The following is a 19,235-nucleotide window of genomic DNA, read 5'->3' as shown; positions in this document are numbered from 1 at the left end:
CGGAGGGCAGTGATCGGAGGCGCTCGGGCTTACTCTGCCGCGGCCGCTTTTTGCGCCAGCTTATCCAGCAGCTTTTGATGAATGCCGCCGAAGCCGCCGTTGCTCATCACCAGGATATGGTCGCCAGGATGGGCGGTTTTGACCACCATCTCCGCCAGGGTATCGACGTCGGCGCTCCAGTGGGCCGGCTGGACGCAGGCTTCCGCCACTTCCGCTACCTGCCATGGAATATGCTGCGGCTGCAGGAGGAACACTTCATCGGCGCGGCCAAGGGACGGCGCCAGATCGTCCTTGCAGACGCCCATTTTCATGGTATTAGAGCGCGGCTCCAGCACGGCGAGAATGCGCGCGGTGCCGCCCACTTTGCCGCGCAGCGCCTGCAGCGTGGCGAGGATCGCCGTCGGATGATGAGCGAAATCGTCATACACGGTGACGCCGTTGGCTTCGCCGCGCAGCTCCAGACGACGGCGGGCGTTGATAAAGCTGCCCAGCGCGTTCGCGGCATCCGCCGGCAGTACCCCGACGTGACGCGCCGCGGCAATGGCCATCAGGCCGTTATGCATATTATGTTCGCCGACCAGCGCCCACTTCACCTCGCCGACCTTTTCGCCGTCAAACAGCACTTCCCACTGCGAGGCGTCGGCGTTCAGCTTCTTCGCCTGCCAGTGGCCCTGCTCGCCCACCAGCTCCTGCTCGCTCCAGCAGCCCATCGCCATCACCTGCTTCAGGTTGATGTCGTTCTCCGGCAGGATAATTTTGCCTTTGCCCGGCACGATGCGCACCAGATGGTGGAACTGCTTCTGAATCGCCTTCAGGTCGTCAAAGATATCCGCGTGGTCGAACTCAAGGTTGTTGAGGATCAGCGTCCGCGGGCAGTAGTGAACAAATTTGGAGCGCTTGTCGAAGAAGGCGCAGTCGTATTCATCCGCTTCAATGACGAAGAACGGGCTGTCGCCCAGGCGCGCAGAGACGTCGAAATTGCCCGGAACGCCGCCAATAACGAAGCCCGGCTGGTAACCGCAGGCTTCAAGGATCCAGGTCGCCATGCCGGCGGTGGTGGTTTTGCCGTGGGTCCCGGCGACGGCCAGCACCCAGCGATCGCGCAGCACGAAGTCGTGCAGCCACTGCGGGCCGGACATATAGGGAATATTGTTTTCCAGCACCGCTTCAACGCACGGGTTGCCGCGAGTCATGGCGTTACCGATGATCACCAGGTCCGGCCGGGGCTCCAGCTGGCTGGGGTCATAGCCCTGAATTAAATCAATCCCCTGGTTTTCCAGCAGGGTGCTCATCGGCGGATAGACGTTAGCATCCGACCCCGTTACCTCATGACCGAGGGAGCGCGCCAGCATGGCCAGGCCCCCCATAAACGTGCCACAGATTCCTAAAATATGAATGCGCATTCGTCATTTCCTTCTCTTATCCGGGGCACATTTTACCCATATCCCGGGCCCTGGCGAAATGCATTTCAGGCGAATCTGTATTTTGCTGGCGCGATTCACCAGTGCGCACTTTTTTGATTCTTTGTTAAGATTGTTGCGTTCGTTTTACTCAACATAAAAATGCAGGGAACGAGTTATGAAAACGTTAGGTGAGTTTATTGTTGAAAAGCAGCACGAGTTCTCCCACGCCACCGGTGAGCTGACTGCTTTGTTGTCAGCAATAAAGCTGGGCGCCAAGATCATCCACCGCGATATCAACAAGGCCGGTCTGGTCGATATCCTGGGTGCCAGCGGTGCTGAAAACGTTCAGGGCGAGGTTCAGCAAAAACTCGATCTGTTCGCTAATGAAAAATTAAAAGCCGCACTGCGAGCACGCGATATTGTTGCCGGGATCGCCTCTGAAGAAGAAGATGAGATTGTCGTCTTCGAAGGGTGTGAACACGCCAAATACGTGGTGCTGATGGACCCTCTGGATGGCTCCTCTAACATCGACGTTAACGTCTCTGTCGGTACGATCTTCTCTATCTATCGCCGTGTGACGCCTGTTGGCACGCCGGTGACAGAAGAAGATTTCCTGCAGCCGGGAAACAAGCAGGTGGCAGCGGGCTATGTGGTCTATGGCTCTTCGACAATGCTGGTGTATACCACCGGCTGCGGCGTCCACGCCTTCACCTATGACCCGTCCCTCGGCGTCTTCTGTCTGTGCCAGGAGCGCATGCGCTTCCCGGAGAAGGGCAATACCTACTCCATTAACGAAGGCAACTACATCAAATTCCCGCAGGGCGTGAAGAAGTACATTAAGTACTGCCAGGAAGAAGACAAAGCGACTCAGCGTCCTTATACCTCACGCTATATCGGCTCTCTGGTGGCGGACTTCCACCGCAACCTGCTGAAAGGCGGCATCTACCTCTATCCAAGCACCGCCAGCCACCCGGATGGTAAGCTGCGCCTGCTGTATGAATGCAACCCGATGGCCTTCCTTGCCGAACAGGCGGGCGGTAAGGCCAGCGATGGTAAAGAGCGTATTCTGGATATTGTTCCGGAAAGCCTGCACCAGCGCCGCTCCTTCTTCGTCGGCAACAACCACATGGTGGAAGACGTCGAGAACTTTATTAAGTCGTTCCCGGACGCCTAAACGCCCTGCCCGCTCCTCCCGCGCCTGCGGGAGGAGCCTCTCGCTTAGCGACTCCCCGCCCCGCTCACCCGCGTCACCGCCGCATTCTGCCGGTTTTCCCACAGCACGGTCAGCCCACGCTGCAGCGCGATAAAGATAAACAGCAAAATGCCGATGGCGATTTTCGTCCACCATGAGCTGAGGGTGCCGTCGAAGTTGATGTAGGTCTGAATCAGCCCCTGGATCGCCACCCCGAACAGGGTTCCCAGCACGGTGCCAACGCCGCCGCTGAGCAGCGTGCCGCCGATCACCACCGAGGCAATGGCGTCCAGCTCCACGCCGACGCCCGCCAGCGCATAACCCGCCTGGGTATAAATGGAAAAGACGATCCCGGCCAGCGTCGCCAGCCCGGTGGAGAGCATATAGATACGGATTGTGGCGCTGCGGGTGGAAATCCCCATCAGATTCGCCGACGTCGCGTTGCCGCCGATGGCATACACCTGATTGCCGAAGCGGGTGCGGTGGGCGACAAAAATACCGGCCACCACCACCAGCAGCATCAGCAGCCCCATGGCGCTGAGGCGTCCGCCGCCGGGAATGGTCCATGCCAGCCCGGACAGGGTGTCATACACCGGGTGGTTAATCGGAATCGACTCCTCTGACACCAGATAGCTCACGCCGCGCAGGAAGAACATGCCGGCGAGGGTGATGATAAAGGCCGGGATCTTCAAAGCGTCAATCAGCAGCCCCATAAACGCGCCGAAGGCGCAGCCCATCACCAGCACCAGCGGAAACGCCACCAGCGGTGATATTCCCCAAAAGCCAATCGCTTTGGCGAGAAAGACGCCGGTAAAGGCGATCACCGACCCGACAGACAGATCGATCCCGCCGGAGAGGATCACGAAGGTCATGCCCACGGCGATGATCCCGAGGAAGGCGTTATCCGTCAGGATATTGCAGATCACCCGCGTCGAGGCAAAGCCGGGGAATTGCGTCAGGCAGTAGAGATAGCCCAGCACAAACACCGCGAGGGTGATCATCAACGGTAAATTACGTTTTATCATGGCCGCGTACCCCTTTCAGTAAACCGATAAAGCGCGGCGACTGGACAATCAGTACGCACAGCACCACCACCGCTTTCACCACCTGGTTGAGCTCCGGCGGGAAGCCGGAGAGCAAAATCCCGGTGTTCATGCCCTGGATAATCAGCGCCCCCACCACCGACAGCAGCAGGTTGAATCGCCCGCCCATCAGCGAAGCGCCGCCGATGACCACCGCCAGAATGGCGTCCAGCTCCAGCCATAGCCCGGCGTTATTGGCATCCGCGCCGCGAATGTCCGCCGCCACGATGATCCCGGCGATCGCCGCGCAGACGCCGCTCAGGACATAGGCCAGCATCACCACGATGCGGGTATTAACGCCGGCGTTTTTCGCCGCGCGGATATTGATCCCCACCGCTTCGATAAACATGCCCAGCGCCGTTTTACGGGTAAACAGCCAGAACAGCAGCAGCGTAGCAGCGGCGACGATCACTGGCGTCGGAAACAGCAGAAACGATCCGCTGCCAAGCCACGCCAGCGCAGGGGAATCAAAGGTGACGATCTGCCCGGCGGTGATCAACTGCGCTACCCCGCGTCCGGCCACCATCAGGATCAACGTCGCCACAAAGGGCTGGATCTTAAGGACCGCCACGAGGATGCCGTTCCACAGCCCGGCCAGCGCGCCCGCCGCCAGCGAGGCCAGCAGCACCACCGCCAGGCTGTGTCCGGCGACGGTCATCGAGGCGGCCGTCGCGCCGGCAATCGCCATCACCGCCCCCACCGACAGGTCGATGCCGCCGGTGGCGATCACCAGCGTCATGCCGATGGCCAGCAGCGCCACCGGAGCGGCGCGGTTGAGAATATCGATTGGGCTGCCAAACAGGCGGCCATCCTGGAGCACTACCTGATAAAAATGGGGCGCCACCAGGCTGTCGACCAGCAGAACCAGCAGCAGAGCAATGATCTGCGGGGTGCCCTTCGGCCAGGTGAAGCGTCGCTTCTCCGGGCCGGTTTGCGAAAGAGATCGAGGCATCATGAGTTACTCCTTATGCCGCAATAGCGTTCATGATCGCCGGTACAGAGAGCTCGGCGAGCGGGATCTCGGCCACCTGCCGGCGATCGCGCATGATAATGACCCGATCGGCGTAACCCACTAGCTCCTCCAGTTCAGAGGAGATGACCAGCAGCGCCAGACCATCGGCGCAGAGGGTTTCAATCAGGCGAATAATTTCCGCGTGGGCGCCGACGTCAATGCCGCGGGTCGGTTCATCGAGGATCAGGAACTGCGGTTTGGTCAGCAGCCAGCGGGAAAGTAATACCTTCTGCTGGTTGCCGCCGGAGAGAAACTCGATCGGCTGCTCCGCGCTGGGGGTACGGATCCCCAGCTGGCGAATAAAGCGCTCGGCGATCTCGTTCTGTTCACGCCGGGGTATCGGCCGCAGCCAGCCGCGCTGCGCCTGCAGGGCAAGGACGATATTTTCCCGCACCGAAGCGGCGGCGATAATGCCGTCGGTTTTGCGATCCTCCGGACAGAAGCCGATCCCGAGGCAGGAGGCCTGATGCGGAGAGCGCAGGGTTTGCGGTTTGCCTTTGATCCATGCCTTCCCGCTGTCCGCCGTTTTAATGCCGAAGATCACCTCGGCGGTTTCAGTGCGTCCGGAACCCAACAGGCCGGCGAGGCCGACAATTTCGCCCGGACGGACCTGCAGGTCGAACGGGGCGATGGTGCCTTTCTTGCCGTAGCCTTCGAACGCCGCCACCGGCTTATCGCTCAGCAGGGTTCGGCCCGCCCGCTGCAGGGCGTTGTGGTCCAGTTCGCGGCCCAGCATCATTTTCACCAGCTCAATCTGCGGCAGCTCGCGGGTTTCGCGGCAGCCGACGAAGCTGCCGTTGCGCAGCACGGTAATGCGGTCGCTGACCGCATAGACCTGGTCGAGAAAATGGGTGACGAAGATCAGGCTGACGCCGTTATCCCTGAGCTGGCGCATCAGGGTAAACAGCATCTCCACCTCCTGAGTATCGAGGCTGGCGGTGGGCTCGTCGAGGATCAGCACCTTGGCCGACAGGTCGATAGCCCGACAGATAGCAACGATCTGCTGCATCGCTACTGAAAAGCGGTTCAGCGGCTCGCGCACATCGAGGGAAAAGCCATAGGAGGCCATCAGCGCCGTCGCCCTGGCCTCCATCTCTTTACGCCGCAGCAGGCCAAACCGCCGCGGCTCACGGCCGATAAACAGGTTGTCCGCCACCGACATATTCGGCAGCAGGTTCACTTCCTGATAAACGGTGCCGATCCCCAGCTGCTGGGCATGGGCGGTATTTTTCGGGGAAATGGCCTGGCCTTCCAGCCAGATGGTGCCGCGATCGGCATGGTAAACGCCGGTAAGCGCTTTGATCAGCGTCGATTTTCCGGCGCCGTTTTCGCCCAACAGGGCCATGATTTCGCCGCGCCGCAGGCTAAAGTTGACGTTATCCAGCGCCTTAACGCCGGGGAAGAATTTACTGAGTCCTTCGGTGCGAAGGATCTCCTGGTGTGCCTCGGCGCTCATAATCGATATCACCTTCAAATGATGTCAGGTTGCCCCGGTTCGCGCTCTGCTTGCCGGGGTTACTGGAACGCTGCCTGTTACCCTCTCCGCTTGCGGAGAGGGCCGGGATGAGGGGCTAGCCACTCAGTAGCCCATATTTTTCTTCTTCTCTAACTCTTCTTTCGCCGTATCCGGCAGATACAGCGTCGATTTGGTAATGGTCAGCTTCTCCGGCAGGGTGCCGTCTTTTTTGTATTTCTCCAGCGCATCAAACGCCGGGCCGGCCATATTCGGCGTCAGCTCGACGCTGGCGTTGGCTTCGCCGGCGATCATCGCTTTATAGATATCCGGCACGCCGTCGATGGAGCCGGTCAGAATATCTTTGCCCGGCTTCAGACCGGCTTCTTTAATGGCCTGGATGGCGCCGATGGCCATATCGTCGTTATGAGCGAATACCATGCAGATGTTTTTGCCGTTATTCTCCGCCTTGATAAAGCTCTCCATGACCTCTTTCCCTTTGCTGCGGGTGAAGTCGCCGGACTGAGAGCGGATAATTTTGATATTCGACGCTTTGGCGATAGCGTCGGCGAAGCCTTTCTTACGGTCGATGGCCACGCTGGCCCCGACGGTGCCCTGCAGTTCAACGACGTTACACGGCTTACCGTCGACGGTTTTCACCAGCCAGTCGCCAATCAGCTGGCCTTCCAGCACGTTGTTGGCGGTCACGGTGGTCATGTAGAGATCTTTATCTTTCACATCAATGGAACGGTCGAGGAGGAAGACCGGTATCTTGGCCTCTTTCGCCTCTTTCAGCACCGGCTCCCAGCCGGTGGCCACCACCGGCGCAATGAAGATCGCGTCAACCCCCTGGGCGATAAAGGAGCGCACCGCTTTGATCTGGTTTTCCTGTTTTTGCTGACCATCAGCGATCTTCAGCGTAATACCGCGCTTGGCGGCTTCCTCTTTCGCGACGCTGGTTTCCGCCGCACGCCAGCCGGATTCAGAACCGACCTGCGAAAAACCTACGGTTAGCGGGGCAGCTATCGCCATAGACGACATAGCTGCGGAAACTGCTGTGACAAGAAGTAAGCGCTTCCACATAAGGGTATCCTCGTAGGGTTATTGTTGGTTAAAGTCTCACCTGCGGACAAACTATAGACAATCGGTGATGTAACTGAATGCGTTACATCACACTTCAAAAAAGTAAATGAGATGTTAATTACAGTCCAATAGCCCAGCGGAGAGCGGATAAGGCTTCGCGGGGAGCGCGGCAGCGGCGGTTTGTGACGTTTTTTTAAGCAGTTTGATAAATCAATCACATGCAATGAAAACGGTTACATAAATTTATTCATGATGTGGCTATGTTTATGGATTTTCATGTCATTATGGCGTGCAAAATTCAGAGCACTCCGCGGCAAGATCGGGAAAAAGAAGCGAAGACATTCGATGTGAGTTGGCTATAATACCGAGCACTTGTTTGCCATACATTTTAAAGGAAACAGACATGAGCTTACTCAACGTACCTGCGGGCAAAGATCTGCCGGAAGACATCTACGTCGTGATCGAGATCCCGGCGAACGCAGATCCTATCAAATACGAAGTCGACAAAGAGAGCGGTGCACTGTTCGTTGACCGTTTCATGTCCACAGCGATGTTCTATCCGTGCAACTACGGCTACATCAACCACACCCTCTCCCTGGACGGCGACCCGGTTGACGTGCTGGTCCCGACTCCGTACCCGCTGCAGCCGGGCTCCGTGATCCGCTGCCGTCCGGTTGGCGTTCTGAAGATGACCGACGAATCCGGTGAAGACGCGAAACTGGTTGCCGTACCGCACACCAAGCTGAGCAAAGAATACGATCACATCAATGATGTGAACGACCTGCCGGAACTGCTGAAAGCCCAGATCACTCACTTCTTTGAGCACTACAAAGATCTGGAAAAAGGCAAGTGGGTTAAAGTCGACGGTTGGGACAACGCGGAAGCGGCGAAAGCCGAAATCGTTGCCTCTTTCGAGCGCGCTAAGCAGAAGTAATTCTGTCTCAGGCAGGGTCATCCCCTGCCTGATTGCGGCACGGATTGCCGCGATAACACCATGGAGGGTGTCCCGTGAAAAGCGTTCGCTATTTCACTCTTAACTTTTCTGGCTTCACGACCGCCGTCTCTGAAAAACAGGGGTATCTGCGCCTTATCGCCGGCGAGCATGTCTTTTACACCGATAAACGCTATTTTAACGACCCCGCACTTTTTGACCGTCTGAAGATCAATCAGCCCCTGCATCTTGGCGCCCGCCGCCTGGACAACGGCAGTTACTGGATCCACTGGCTCAGCGATGGCGAAACGCTCCTTGAGCCCAGTCAACACGTAAAGCGCTGGGCCCGGCCACTGCTGTTTATCAGCCTGCTGACGCTCATCATCACCCTTATCCCGCTCATGGTGAGCGCCTCAGAATGGGGAAAGTTCGGCTGCGGCATTATCGCGATACTGGCCTTCATCGCGCTGTTAACCGGGCTCTACGAGCGACTGTTCCACCCGGCGCTAAAACGGCACCCCGCCATGCGCGATCTGCTGGCGAAGATGGCGCTGGCCCGCCGACGCGACGTCTCCTTTTGCCAGCCGCTACCCGCCACGACGCAAGCCCTCCGCCAGTCGGCAATGCCTTTTACGCAAGCCCTGCCGGAACGCTATGCCGCTCAGGCAGACATCATCATCGACGCCCACTTTAAGAAGTGGTATGCAGGCAATCCAACCCGCGAATATCACGGCCTCGGGATACAATGCGGTTCCCTGCCGCTGGCCTTCTGGTGGCAGGCAGGCTGCGCTAATTTCGCGCTGCATCCGGTGTTTTACCGTTGTCAGCCGCCGTTTCTTGCCACCGGCGATCGCATCCTCGCCGTATACGAGCGCGACAGCCGGGCGATCCATGCGCTATACAATGCCAGCGACGGCGCGGCTTATATAAAAAACCATCCGCTCTATCCTGGACGCCGACAGCTGTCGCTGCTCTATTACCTGTTTTACGGCCTCGCGCTGGTGATGTATCTGTTATTTCTCGGAGTAGAACTCGTCAGCGCCCTTCAGTCAGGCCGGCGCGTCTGGTGGCAGGTTCAGGATTCGCTGGACATGCTGTCCTTATTGTTACTCTGTTTTGGCGGGGTACTGGCGGTGCTGGAGCTGATAGGCCCAACGGCCTGGTTATTGTCACACCGGGTGGCTGACTGGCTGAAGCTGCGATCGGCGATGCGGCGTTACCTGCGGGGGGCTGCCCCTCCTACCACGCTCGAGGAGGTCATGTAATGTTTAGCACCCCAACACGACGATTATTATTCCTCGCGCTGACGACGCTGGCTTCCACAGCGTGGCTGGCGAAGGATTATCTTCCGCTCTGGTAAGAGGTAGGCGCAGAAAAAAACAACGCCACCCGAAGGTGGCGCTGTCATGGTTAATACTGGTCGCGATCCAACCAGTTGCCGTTCGCTATCAACGTACAACCCTCAACGGAACGTTGATAGACATACATCCATGCGCTGCCGTAAGGCGTCTGAATCAGGTGGCGCGCATACTCGCCCCCCTTGGTGCGGAGCGCATCCAGTTCGGCCAGCGTCGATGCATCAATACGATAAACTTCACCATGTACTGTGCCTTCGCCGGGCACCGCGCCTGGATAGTGGCCCAGGCTGTACAGCTGATAATCGTCGACACTATGAGCGCCCAGCCACTGGGCGTTGGTCATCCAGTGGCTGTTGCCTTGTTTGCGTCGTAAACTGCCGTAAACAAATATTCGCATTGCTAAAACTCAAACTGATAGAGCAAATCGAGCGCCTGGTCGATGCCAGACACCGCTTCCACATATAGCTTAGGCATCAGGCGATAACGTAAAGTCAGCGTCGCCAGGGAATCGAAGATACCGACCCCGTATTTTACCTGCAGACCCGGCAGTACATAGCCGCTGACCACCACCTGGGAAGAGTCGCCTACCCCTTCGGTGTCCAACGCCAAATTGCTTACGCCAAACGTCTCGCCGATTTTACCCACAACCTGACCACTTTGTGCAACCCCCATACCAATAAGCATTGAGGTCATCGCGGCGCTATCGCTCTGTCCGCTGCTCAAACCCTGGCCGCGCAGCAGATAAGACAGCGCTTCCTGCTGGGACATAACCGGGTCAGAGAAGATCTCCGCTTTCGGCTGATCGGCGGAGCCGGTGACGCGAACGCCGGCGATCACGTCGTCTTCGGTGGCATCCGGGTTACGAATTGCTTCGATATTCAGTAATGGCTGATCCGGCGGACCGGAGAACAGCAGTTCCCCTTTGCGCACAATCAAATCCTGGCCATAGGCGTGGAAGCGGCCGTCCGGAATATTGATCTGCCCGTTGAGTCCCAGCCCCTGCTTGTCCTGCGCCACTTTCAGATCGCCGGTCAGACGCGCTTTCAGACCGAAGGCTTCCAGACGAACGTTGTTGCCGACGTGGATCGTCAGGTTGCTGTTGATCGGGATCCCGGCGCTCTGCTGATTAATCGGCTTGAGGTTTTTGTCGAGCATCACTTCATCAGAAGACACGCCAACCGCGCTCTCCGGCACCTCATTGACCACGATCCGCGCCCAGGGCACATCCACCTTGCCATCGAGGTTGAACAGGCTTGGCGTGGCGGTAAACACCACGTCCGGCGATACATCGAGACGGACCATCGGCGGCACCGTGATCCGCACCCGGCTGCCTTTCGCCGCAATTTGCGCCCGCCAGTTATCGATCTGCGTCCAGTCGGCGTTGCCGCTGAGGGCGATTTGCCCCTGACGGGTGTTCACCGTCCCCTGCAGGGTCGAGCGCGTGCCGTTGAAGTTCATCGCCAGCTGGCTCGGCTGCATATCAAACGGCATAAAGTTGCCGTCGATATCCACCCCGCTTAACTGCATCTGGCCGAACAGCTGCGGACTTTTCACGTTGCCGCCCAGGCGCAGACGGGCGTTGAGCCTTCCCTCCGCCTTTTCACCGCGGGCGAAAATCGGGTTGATCATCGCCAGCGAGAAGTTGCTGATATTGACGTTGCCGCCGAGGTTACGCCGCCCCTGCGGGTCGGTGACCTGCACCTGCCCATCCAGCTGGCCATTGTTGGTCAGGCGGATAAGCCAGCCCAGCTCCGCGCGATTGTTGTGCAGATCGGCGCTGAGGTTCAGCGTATCGAACGCCACCGGCAGCGGGGCGTCATTGACCACCTGGGTCACTTTGACGTTGCGCCCGCTGAGGGTCACTTTACCCTGCGGCAGCCCCTCCTTGGTGGTGTCCCAGCTGACATCGGCATTACCGGTAAAGACGCCGCTGGCCTGGGTCGCCTCCGGCATAAACGGCTTGAGCATCGCCAGGTCGAAGCGGTTGAGATTCACCCGCGCCCGCCCGCTGGCGCCTGCGTCAATGGTCTCAGGCACGCAGAGCTCGGCGTTCGGGTTGGTCCAGCAGTGTGGCCCGATGCTGATTTTCTGCTCCTGGTTGCGGTAGTCCAGCGCGATACTGCGCGTCAGCGCCACCGGCCCCACCGGCGTCTGGAAGCGGGTATCGCTTAGCGCGCCTCTCCAGCGCTCGGCCTGACGATCGAAGCTGCCCGCCAGCGCCAGCTGGCCGGAAACCGGATCGCCTTGCACCCGCAGCCGCAGCTCATGCTGCTTCTCAGTGCCTTTGGCATTGAGCTGCACCAGGCTGATATTCACCCCCGGCTGGCTGATGCGGTCCACCCGTACGTCCAGGTTGCCGCCAATCTGATCGGTGGATTTCACATCCCCTTTGACGTTGACCTGGGCGATGGTCAGCTCCTGCCAGCGCAGCGCCCGGGCGGTGATGTCCGCCAGCAGCTGCGGCGCATCGACAGTGCCGCGCACTTTCACCAGCCCCTTCGCCGTCCCGCCGAGCCCCGGCAGCGCATTATCCAGGTGCGGCGCATCGATGGTGGCGTCGAGATTCAGATCCTTCACCCCCAGCTCGCCTTTGATATCGGCGCTGTTCGGGCCTAACGCCAGATGCAGCCCCGGGATTTTCCACTGCAGATAGCTGTTGCCCTGCAGCGAGCCCGAAACATCCACCTTGTTCTGTTTCACGTTGCCGGTAATTTTCAGCTCCGGCACCGACATCTGCCAGCTGCCGCCGTACAGGCTGCCCTGGGTCTTGATCCTGCCATTGAGCTTCGATGGCCAGTCCGGCACCTCTTTGGCGGTGTTGATGCCGTCGAGGGTCAGCTCGCCGCGCCAGCTGATCGCCTGCTGCCAGTCGAGGAGCGCCTTCAGCTCGGTTTTCCCTTCCAGGGCATTGACCGTCAGCTTGTCGAGATTGATCTGCCGCTCATTGCCTTTGGCGTTGAGGGCGATTTTCGCCGGCGGCAGCGACTGGCCTTTCACCGCGGTGGAGAAGGCCAGCGCGTAGTCGGTCATTTTGCCGCTGAACTTCAGCTGGACGTCGTCGGCCTGGAACTGCTTCTCGCCGCTGAACGGCCAGGCGAGCTGCTTGCTCTTCAGCTCCATATTGAGCGGCAGCCCGGCCTCCGCCAGCTGCGCGTCCGCCCGCAGCGTGGCCGCGACCGGCCCGCTTAAATCCACTCCGACCTTAAGCGTTTTACGTATCTCGCCGCCCACCTTCAGCTGCACCTTCTCCCCTTTCATCGGGTCGACGTTCAGCGTTCCGGCGAGGGTGATGTCTACCGGCCAGTTATCCTGTAGCTGGGCGCTGCCCGAAGCGCTGACCTTGCCCTGATCGGAGTCGATGTCGAGGGCGTCGAGCTTCATCTGCCCGTCGATACTGCTGACTTTCAGCAGCAGGTTGTACACGGTGATATCGGTATCGCCGGTCAGGCGCAGCTGCTCGCCGCGGAACGCCTGAATATTGAGGTTAAGCGGCAGATGGACATCGGTCATCGCCGGCAGCACCGGCTGCGAGAAGAGGTCGGTCATCGTCTCGCCGAGCGGTTTCTCCTGCGGTCGCGGGTTGTCGATTTTCGGCTCGACCACCTGCTCCTGCGCCACTTTCGCCACCTTCGGCAGAGCGATCAGCAGCCCCTGCAGCGAGGTCGGCGTCAGGGTCAGGTTTTTCTCCTGCCAGTTCAGGCCGGTGGAAAAATCGCGCACGGAGACCGCGGTATCGTCGATTTTGACGTTGACGTTATGCAGCGCGACGCGGCTGAGGGCGATCGGATAAGGGGTGGAGAGATTCAGCGGCCCGCTCTCCTCTTCCTCGACCGGCGCAGAGGGCGGCATCTTCTTCGTATCGACGGCGACGTAAATATCGCGCAGCGAGATGTCGTTTACGCACAGACTGCTGTCCCACAGACAGCGCAGCCTGACGCTGAGATGAAACTGGCCGGCGGTCACCGCCACGCCGGGCTGCTCATAGCGGACATTATCGAGGGTTAAATCACGCCAGCCGCCGGTCACTTTGCCGATTTCCAGCCCCGGTACCCAGCGATCCGCCGCTTTGAACACCAGATGCAAGCCGGTGGTGGTGCCCACCAGGAACCCGACGGTGCCCAGCAGGAGAACCAACACGATTAATACGCCGAGGCTTATCTTCTTCCATAAACTCATAATTCAGGCCCCAGACCGATGTAAAACTGTAAACCATGCTCTTCTTTGTCGCCGATTGGCCGGGCGATATCCAGCTTGATCGGCCCCACCGGCGACTGCCAGCGCACGCCTACCCCGGCGCCGGTTTTGAAATCACTCTCGCGAATATCGCTGACCGCTTCGCCGCTATCGACAAACACGGCGCCCCACCACTTGCCACTGACGTTGTACTGATATTCCAGCGAGCCGGTGGCCAGCTTCGAGGCCCCGATCAGCTTGCCGTCATCGTCCTTCGGCGAGATGGATTTGTATTTATAGCCGCGAATACTGCGATCGCCCCCGGCGAAAAAACGCAGGTCCGGCGGCACCTTGTCAAAGTTGTCCGCTTCGATCCAGCCCAGGTTGCCACGCACCACAAAGCGGTGGCGGTCATAGAGGGTACGGATCCAGACGTCCTGAGCCTGCATCACGATAAAGTTGATGTCCGAGCCCCACATGGTGTTGGAGTAGTCCACCGAGTAGCGCTGCGAATCGCCCCAGGTAGGCATCAGGCCGCCGCGGGAGCGAGTGCGGTTCACCGAGACCCCGGGGTAAATCAGCATGGTGGTGTTGGTGACGTTCGCCTGGGTAAAGTGGTCCAGGCTCCAGCGCAGGTTAATCGCCCGCTGCCAGCCGCTCGACATCTCCCAGAAACGCGACAACCCCAAGGTGGTGGAGTCGGCCTGGGTGTCATTGAGATCGGTACGCTTAAAGCCGCCCTGCATCAGATAGTACTGCTCGAGCGGGCTCTTGAGCAGCGGGACTTTATAGGTGAAGTCAAACTGCTGCTCCGGGGCGGAGAGGCTGACGCTGGAGGTCAGGCTGTGGCCATAGGAGTTCATCCACGGTTTTTTCCACGTGGCTTTCACCCGCGGACCGACGTCTGTGGAGAACCCTACCCCGGTTTCCACGGTGTTCTCTTTGCGTGGCGAGACAACGCCCTGCAGAGGCAGCACCTTGGTTTTCCGTGACTTAGCAAAATCAGGCGCCACCACCACCGAACTGAACCACCCGGTCGCCGCCAGGCGGCGGTTTAGCTCGGCCAGGTCCTGCGAGGTGTAGTAGTCGCCCTCTTTAAACGGCACGAGGTTTTGCAGATATTCATCGCGAATTTGCGATCCGGAGAAGGTGACGTGGCCAAAGCGATAGCGTTCTCCGCTGTCGTAATCGATATCCCAGAACGCCTGATGACGGTCGAGGGAGACCCCAAGCTGGCTTTTATTGAACTCGCTGTCAAAGTAGCCTTTGCGCAGGGCGACGCGGGTCAATGAGCTCTTGAAACCGTCGTAATCGCCGTGGTTGAGCACCGTCCCGATGGCCGGGCGGGTTTTCAACAGCGCCAGATAGTCGCTGTCGGTGCGGGCGCCGCCGCGCAGAATCACCTCGGTTCCGCCAATGCGCACCGGCTCACCCGGGGTCACTTTGGCGATCAGCACCTGACGGCCCCTTTTCGGCGGCGGACGCAGATCAAATTCAATCGTCGGCTCGTAATACCCCAGCGCTTTCAGACCTTCGCGAATGGCGTCATCGACGCGCGCGCGAAAGCGACGATCCGGCGTGACCTCATCACTCTGGATGGTGGAAAGCTGGGCGCGAACGTTTTTCTCCAGCTCTCCGGATAATCCCTCAACCTGCAAACGCACATTCGCTGCGCTGGCGACCCCGCTGACCAGCAAAAGGCTGGTGACACATAACTGGCGGATTTTTAGCACATTTTCTCCTGAATATCCCTGTTTCCCCCTACAGGAAACACTGGCGCCGCTCCACGGCTTAACAAAACCCTAACAACTTAGGGTTGAAAAAGTGGCAATAACCCAAATAATTCTTATGTATTAATCTAGACGTATTACGCGTATTTATTGTGTTAAAAGACACGCTTCGTTACAACCTTAACGACGATTTCTGTATTGAGAGGCCCACCGTGAGTCTATTTGATAAAACGCATCTTGTCGCCCAGGCGGATGCGCTGCCTGGACGCAATACCCCGATGCCAGTGGCGACGCTCCACGCAGTTAACGGCCACTCGATGACCAACGTCCCGGCGGGGATGGAAGTGGCACTGTTCGCCATGGGCTGCTTCTGGGGAGTTGAACGTCTGTTCTGGCAATTGCCGGGGGTTTACAGCACCGCCGCCGGCTACACTGGCGGCTATACGCCCAATCCGACCTATCGCGAAGTGTGCAGCGGCCAGACCGGTCACGCGGAAGCGGTGCGCGTGGTCTACGATCCACAGGTCATCAGCTATGAGCAGTTATTGCAGGTGTTCTGGGAAAATCACGACCCCGCGCAGGGCATGCGACAGGGTAACGACCTCGGCACCCAGTACCGTTCGGCGATCTATCCGTTGACGCCGGAACAGACGGAAGCGGCAAAGGCCAGCCTCGCGCGCTTCCAGGCGGCGATGAACGACGCGCACGATACCCGTCACATCACCACCGAGATCGCCACCGCCAAACCGTTCTACTATGCCGAGGACGATCACCAGCAGTATCTGTATAAGAACCCGCATGGCTATTGCGGCATTGGCGGCATTGGCGTCTGCCTGCCGCCTCAGGCGTAATTCTGATTTCCGCCTCAACAGCGAGGCGGTTAATGAACGCTCTGGCGGCTTTACATTCCCTTACGCTATACTACCCAGTGTGACAGCCGGTCCAGCGCCTTCGGACCGGTTTTTTATGTATTCCACATTTAAGTTATCAACTTCCCTTCCGAGGATCTGACCTCAACGGTCAGAAAAGATATGTTAAACAGTATTTTAGTAATACTCTGTCTGATAGCCGTCAGTGCGTTTTTTTCGATATCGGAAATCTCACTGGCCGCCTCACGTAAAATCAAACTGAAACTGCTGGCCGATGAAGGCAACGTCAACGCACAGCGGGTGCTGAAGATGCAGGAGAACCCGGGCACCTTCTTTACCGTCGTGCAGATTGGCCTCAACGCCGTCGCCATTCTTGGCGGTATCGTGGGCGACGCGGCTTTCTCACCGGCGTTTCATAGCCTGCTCAGCGGGTATTTGTCACCGGAGCTCTCCGAGCAACTGAGCTTCATCATCTCTTTTACCCTGGTCACCAGCTTGTTCATCCTGTTTGCTGACCTGACTCCGAAACGCATCGGTATGATTGCGCCCGAAACCGTGGCCCTGCGCATCATCAACCCGATGCGCTTCTGCCTGTTAGTCTTCCGCCCGCTGGTGTGGTTGTTTAACGGCATGGCCAACATGATCTTCCGCATCTTCAAACTGCCGATGGTGCGGAAAGACGATATCACCTCCGACGATATCTATGCCGTGGTCGAAGCCGGCGCGCTGGCCGGGGTGCTGCGCAAGCAGGAGCATGAGCTGATTGAGAACGTGTTCGAGCTGGAGTCCCGCACCGTTCCTTCCTCCATGACCCCGCGTGAAAGCGTCATTTGGTTTGATTTGCATGAAGACGAGCAGAGCCTGAAGAATAAAGTGGCCGAACACCCGCACTCGAAGTTCCTCGTCTGTAATGAAGATATCGACCACATTATCGGTTACGTCGATTCCAAAGATCTGCTGAACCGCGTGCTGGCGAACCAGAGCCTGGTGCTGACCGGCGGCGTACAGATCCGCAACACGTTGATCGTCCCGGATACCCTGACCCTGTCCGAAGCGCTGGAAAGCTTCAAAACCGCCGGGGAAGACTTTGCGGTGATCATGAATGAATATGCGCTGGTGGTCGGGATCATCACCCTTAACGACGTGATGACAACTCTGATGGGCGACCTCGTCGGCCAGGGGCTGGAAGAGCAGATCGTCGCCCGCGATGAAAACTCGTGGCTAATCGATGGCGGTACGCCGATTGATGACGTGATGCGCGTGCTGGATATCGACGAGTTTCCGCAGTCCGGGAACTACGAGACCATCGGCGGCTTTATGATGTTTATGCTGCGTAAAATCCCCAAACGCACCGACGCGGTGAAGTTCTCCGGCTATAAGTTCGAGGTCGTGGATATCGATAACTACCGTATCGACCAGTTGCTGGTGACCCGCATCGATAACAAGCCCACGGTGCTGGTGCCCAAGCAGGCGGAAGCGGCGGAAAGCCAGAACGCCTGAGCGTAATCCTTTCTCTCTCTTAAGGGCGGATGATCATCCGCCCTTTTTATTGCCCGAATGTGAAGCGGCTCACGCCCCACTGCCGATAGCAGATTATTACTGCTCGATAGCGAAACGTTTATGACTCCCCCGTGCGCAAAAAGGTAACGTTGCTCGCGTCTACACGATCATATTCCTGAATAAAGGAAGCGAGGGTTACCATGATAACGTCGAATAAAAATTACTTTATCAGCTGTCTGTTTTTCCTGTTTTTCTTTATAGGCTGGGGATGCTGCTACCCCTATTTATCACTGTGGTTAACGGAAACCATCGGTATTAACTACACGGACGTCGGTCTGGTTTATTCTTTCACCGCCATTGTGGCCGTCTGCGTTCAGCCATTATTCGGTTTTATATCGGATAAGCTGGTGTATCGTAAGAATCTGATGTGGATGCTGGCGATCATTATCACCTTATTCGCTCCATACTGGATCTATGTCTTCGCGCCTCTGTTAAAAATAAATGTGTTCCTCGGCGCGCTGGCTGGCGGTCTCTATATTGGCATGGCCTACGGCGCAGGCTGCGGGATTTGCGAAGCCTACATCGATAAGGTCAGCCGCGCCTCCGGCTTCGAATTTGGTCGGGCGCGGATGTTCGGCGGCATCGGCGCCGCGATCGGCACCTTTGCGGCAGGAAAGCTCTACGGCATCGATCAGAACATGATTTTCTGGCTGGCCAGCGCAGCAGGCGTCTGCCTGCTGGTGATTGTCTGGAAAATGCAGATCAGCACCCATCAAAAGCAGGGGCTGCTGTCCGGCAAAACGTCGCCGGTTACCCTCCGCGATGCCGTCTCGTTGTTAAAAATTAAAAAATTCTGGTTCTTCGCCCTCTATGTCATTGGCGTCGGGGCGGTCTATGAAACCTATGACCAGCAGTTCGCTATCTACTACAGCCATTTCTTTGAGAGTAAAGCCCGGGGTGCAGAAGTCTTCGGTTATTTAACCACGGGTCAGATTTTCCTTGATGCCATCGTGATGTTCTTTGCACCATGGTTTGTGAATAAAATCGGCCCGAAAAATGCGCTGTTATACTGCGGGCTGATTATGAGCTTGCGCATTATCGGTTCCGCGTGGGCTATTGGCCCGGTATCCATCAGCCTGATTAAACTACTCCATGGATTTGAAAGCTCGGTGTTACTCGTCGCGGCGCTTAAATACATTACCGCTAACTTTAACCCCCTGCTTTCCGCGACGGTTTACTTAATTGGCTTCCAGTTTTCAAAAAGCTTTAGCTCTATTTTTCTCTCCACCGGCATCGGCCATATGTACCAGAGCATGGGCTTTACCAGCAGCTATATCGTGCTCGGTAGTATCGCCCTGTGCTTCACGCTCATTTCGTTTATCACGCTGGATAAAGCACGCGTGTTCTCTTCACAACCTTTGCCCGCGAATTAATGTCAGGAGGTAGTCT

The 19,235-nt window shown here is 58.0% G+C and carries 14 protein-coding genes; 6 read left to right on the top strand and 8 right to left on the bottom strand.

From position 1 onward, the window contains the following. Positions 1-29: 29 nt before the first annotated feature. Entirely contained in the window at positions 30-1,403 is a 1,374-nt protein-coding gene (mpl, locus tag GQR96_RS02320; protein WP_004206494.1) for a UDP-N-acetylmuramate:L-alanyl-gamma-D-glutamyl-meso-diaminopimelate ligase, read from the bottom strand. 175 nt (positions 1,404-1,578) lie between these two features. Between mpl and fbp the strand changes: the two genes are divergently transcribed. Continuing rightward, positions 1,579-2,577, top strand: a complete 999-nt coding sequence (fbp, locus tag GQR96_RS02315) for a class 1 fructose-bisphosphatase (RefSeq protein ID WP_004206493.1) — start codon at positions 1,579-1,581, stop codon at positions 2,575-2,577. A 44-nt stretch (positions 2,578-2,621) separates the two neighbouring features. Here fbp and yjfF read toward each other — a convergent pair whose 3' ends face one another. The 4 genes from yjfF to ytfQ all read right to left on the bottom strand — a co-directional run bounded on the left by yjfF (position 2,622) and on the right by ytfQ (position 7,225). Continuing rightward, the gene (gene yjfF / locus GQR96_RS02310) at positions 2,622-3,620 is read right to left on the bottom strand and encodes a galactofuranose ABC transporter, permease protein YjfF (protein ID WP_002886825.1); all 999 of its coding nucleotides are present in this window, start codon (positions 3,618-3,620) and stop codon (positions 2,622-2,624) included. Continuing rightward, positions 3,607-4,632 carry a galactofuranose ABC transporter, ATP-binding protein YtfT gene (ytfT, locus tag GQR96_RS02305; protein WP_004206491.1) on the bottom strand — a complete coding sequence of 342 codons (1,026 nt, stop codon included), beginning with the start codon at positions 4,630-4,632 and terminating at the stop codon, positions 3,607-3,609. The genes yjfF and ytfT overlap by 14 nt, the downstream gene beginning before the upstream one ends. Before the next feature lie 10 nt (positions 4,633-4,642). Continuing rightward, positions 4,643-6,145: a galactofuranose ABC transporter, ATP-binding protein YtfR gene (gene ytfR / locus GQR96_RS02300; RefSeq protein ID WP_008807146.1), complete on the bottom strand. Its 1,503-nt coding sequence runs from the start codon at positions 6,143-6,145 to the stop codon at positions 4,643-4,645. Positions 6,146-6,268: 123 nt separating this feature from the next. Beyond that, positions 6,269-7,225 (bottom strand): galactofuranose ABC transporter, galactofuranose-binding protein YtfQ, encoded by a 957-nt coding sequence (gene ytfQ / locus GQR96_RS02295; RefSeq protein WP_002886769.1) that lies wholly within the window; start codon positions 7,223-7,225, stop codon positions 6,269-6,271. Positions 7,226-7,628: 403 nt separating this feature from the next. Between ytfQ and ppa the strand changes: the two genes are divergently transcribed. Beyond that, on the top strand, positions 7,629-8,159 hold the full coding sequence (gene ppa / locus GQR96_RS02290; RefSeq protein ID WP_002886766.1) for an inorganic diphosphatase: 531 nt from the start codon (positions 7,629-7,631) through the stop codon (positions 8,157-8,159). 74 nt (positions 8,160-8,233) lie between these two features. After that, a complete protein-coding gene (locus GQR96_RS02285) occupies positions 8,234-9,421 on the top strand; it encodes a hypothetical protein (RefSeq protein ID WP_065878173.1) in 1,188 nt (395 codons plus the stop codon). Between the two features lie 145 nt (positions 9,422-9,566). Here GQR96_RS02285 and GQR96_RS02280 read toward each other — a convergent pair whose 3' ends face one another. From GQR96_RS02280 to tamA, 3 genes are read right to left on the bottom strand one after another with little or no spacing between them, the layout of a single operon-like run. Then, positions 9,567-9,911, bottom strand: a complete 345-nt coding sequence (locus tag GQR96_RS02280; RefSeq protein WP_002886724.1) for a gamma-glutamylcyclotransferase family protein — start codon at positions 9,909-9,911, stop codon at positions 9,567-9,569. A 2-nt stretch (positions 9,912-9,913) separates the two neighbouring features. Then, positions 9,914-13,690, bottom strand: coding sequence for an autotransporter assembly complex protein TamB (gene tamB / locus GQR96_RS02275; RefSeq protein ID WP_064187970.1), 3,777 nt, complete (start codon positions 13,688-13,690; stop codon positions 9,914-9,916). Then, the gene (tamA, locus tag GQR96_RS02270) at positions 13,687-15,420 is read right to left on the bottom strand and encodes an autotransporter assembly complex protein TamA (protein ID WP_057212400.1); all 1,734 of its coding nucleotides are present in this window, start codon (positions 15,418-15,420) and stop codon (positions 13,687-13,689) included. The genes tamB and tamA overlap by 4 nt, the downstream gene beginning before the upstream one ends. Before the next feature lie 209 nt (positions 15,421-15,629). Between tamA and msrA the strand changes: the two genes are divergently transcribed. The 3 genes from msrA to GQR96_RS02255 all read left to right on the top strand — a co-directional run bounded on the left by msrA (position 15,630) and on the right by GQR96_RS02255 (position 19,219). Beyond that, positions 15,630-16,268: a peptide-methionine (S)-S-oxide reductase MsrA gene (gene msrA / locus GQR96_RS02265; protein WP_032456893.1), complete on the top strand. Its 639-nt coding sequence runs from the start codon at positions 15,630-15,632 to the stop codon at positions 16,266-16,268. A 180-nt stretch (positions 16,269-16,448) separates the two neighbouring features. Next, a complete protein-coding gene (locus GQR96_RS02260) occupies positions 16,449-17,786 on the top strand; it encodes a polyamine export protein PaeA (protein WP_004206485.1) in 1,338 nt (445 codons plus the stop codon). Positions 17,787-17,986: 200 nt separating this feature from the next. After that, a complete protein-coding gene (locus GQR96_RS02255) occupies positions 17,987-19,219 on the top strand; it encodes an oligosaccharide MFS transporter (protein WP_065878175.1) in 1,233 nt (410 codons plus the stop codon). Positions 19,220-19,235: the final 16 nt, after the last annotated feature.

The organism is Klebsiella sp. PCX (assembly GCF_021869705.1).
GTDB classification, from domain to species: domain Bacteria; phylum Pseudomonadota; class Gammaproteobacteria; order Enterobacterales; family Enterobacteriaceae; genus Klebsiella; species Klebsiella quasipneumoniae.
This window is presented reverse-complemented; position numbering and strand designations above follow the sequence as displayed.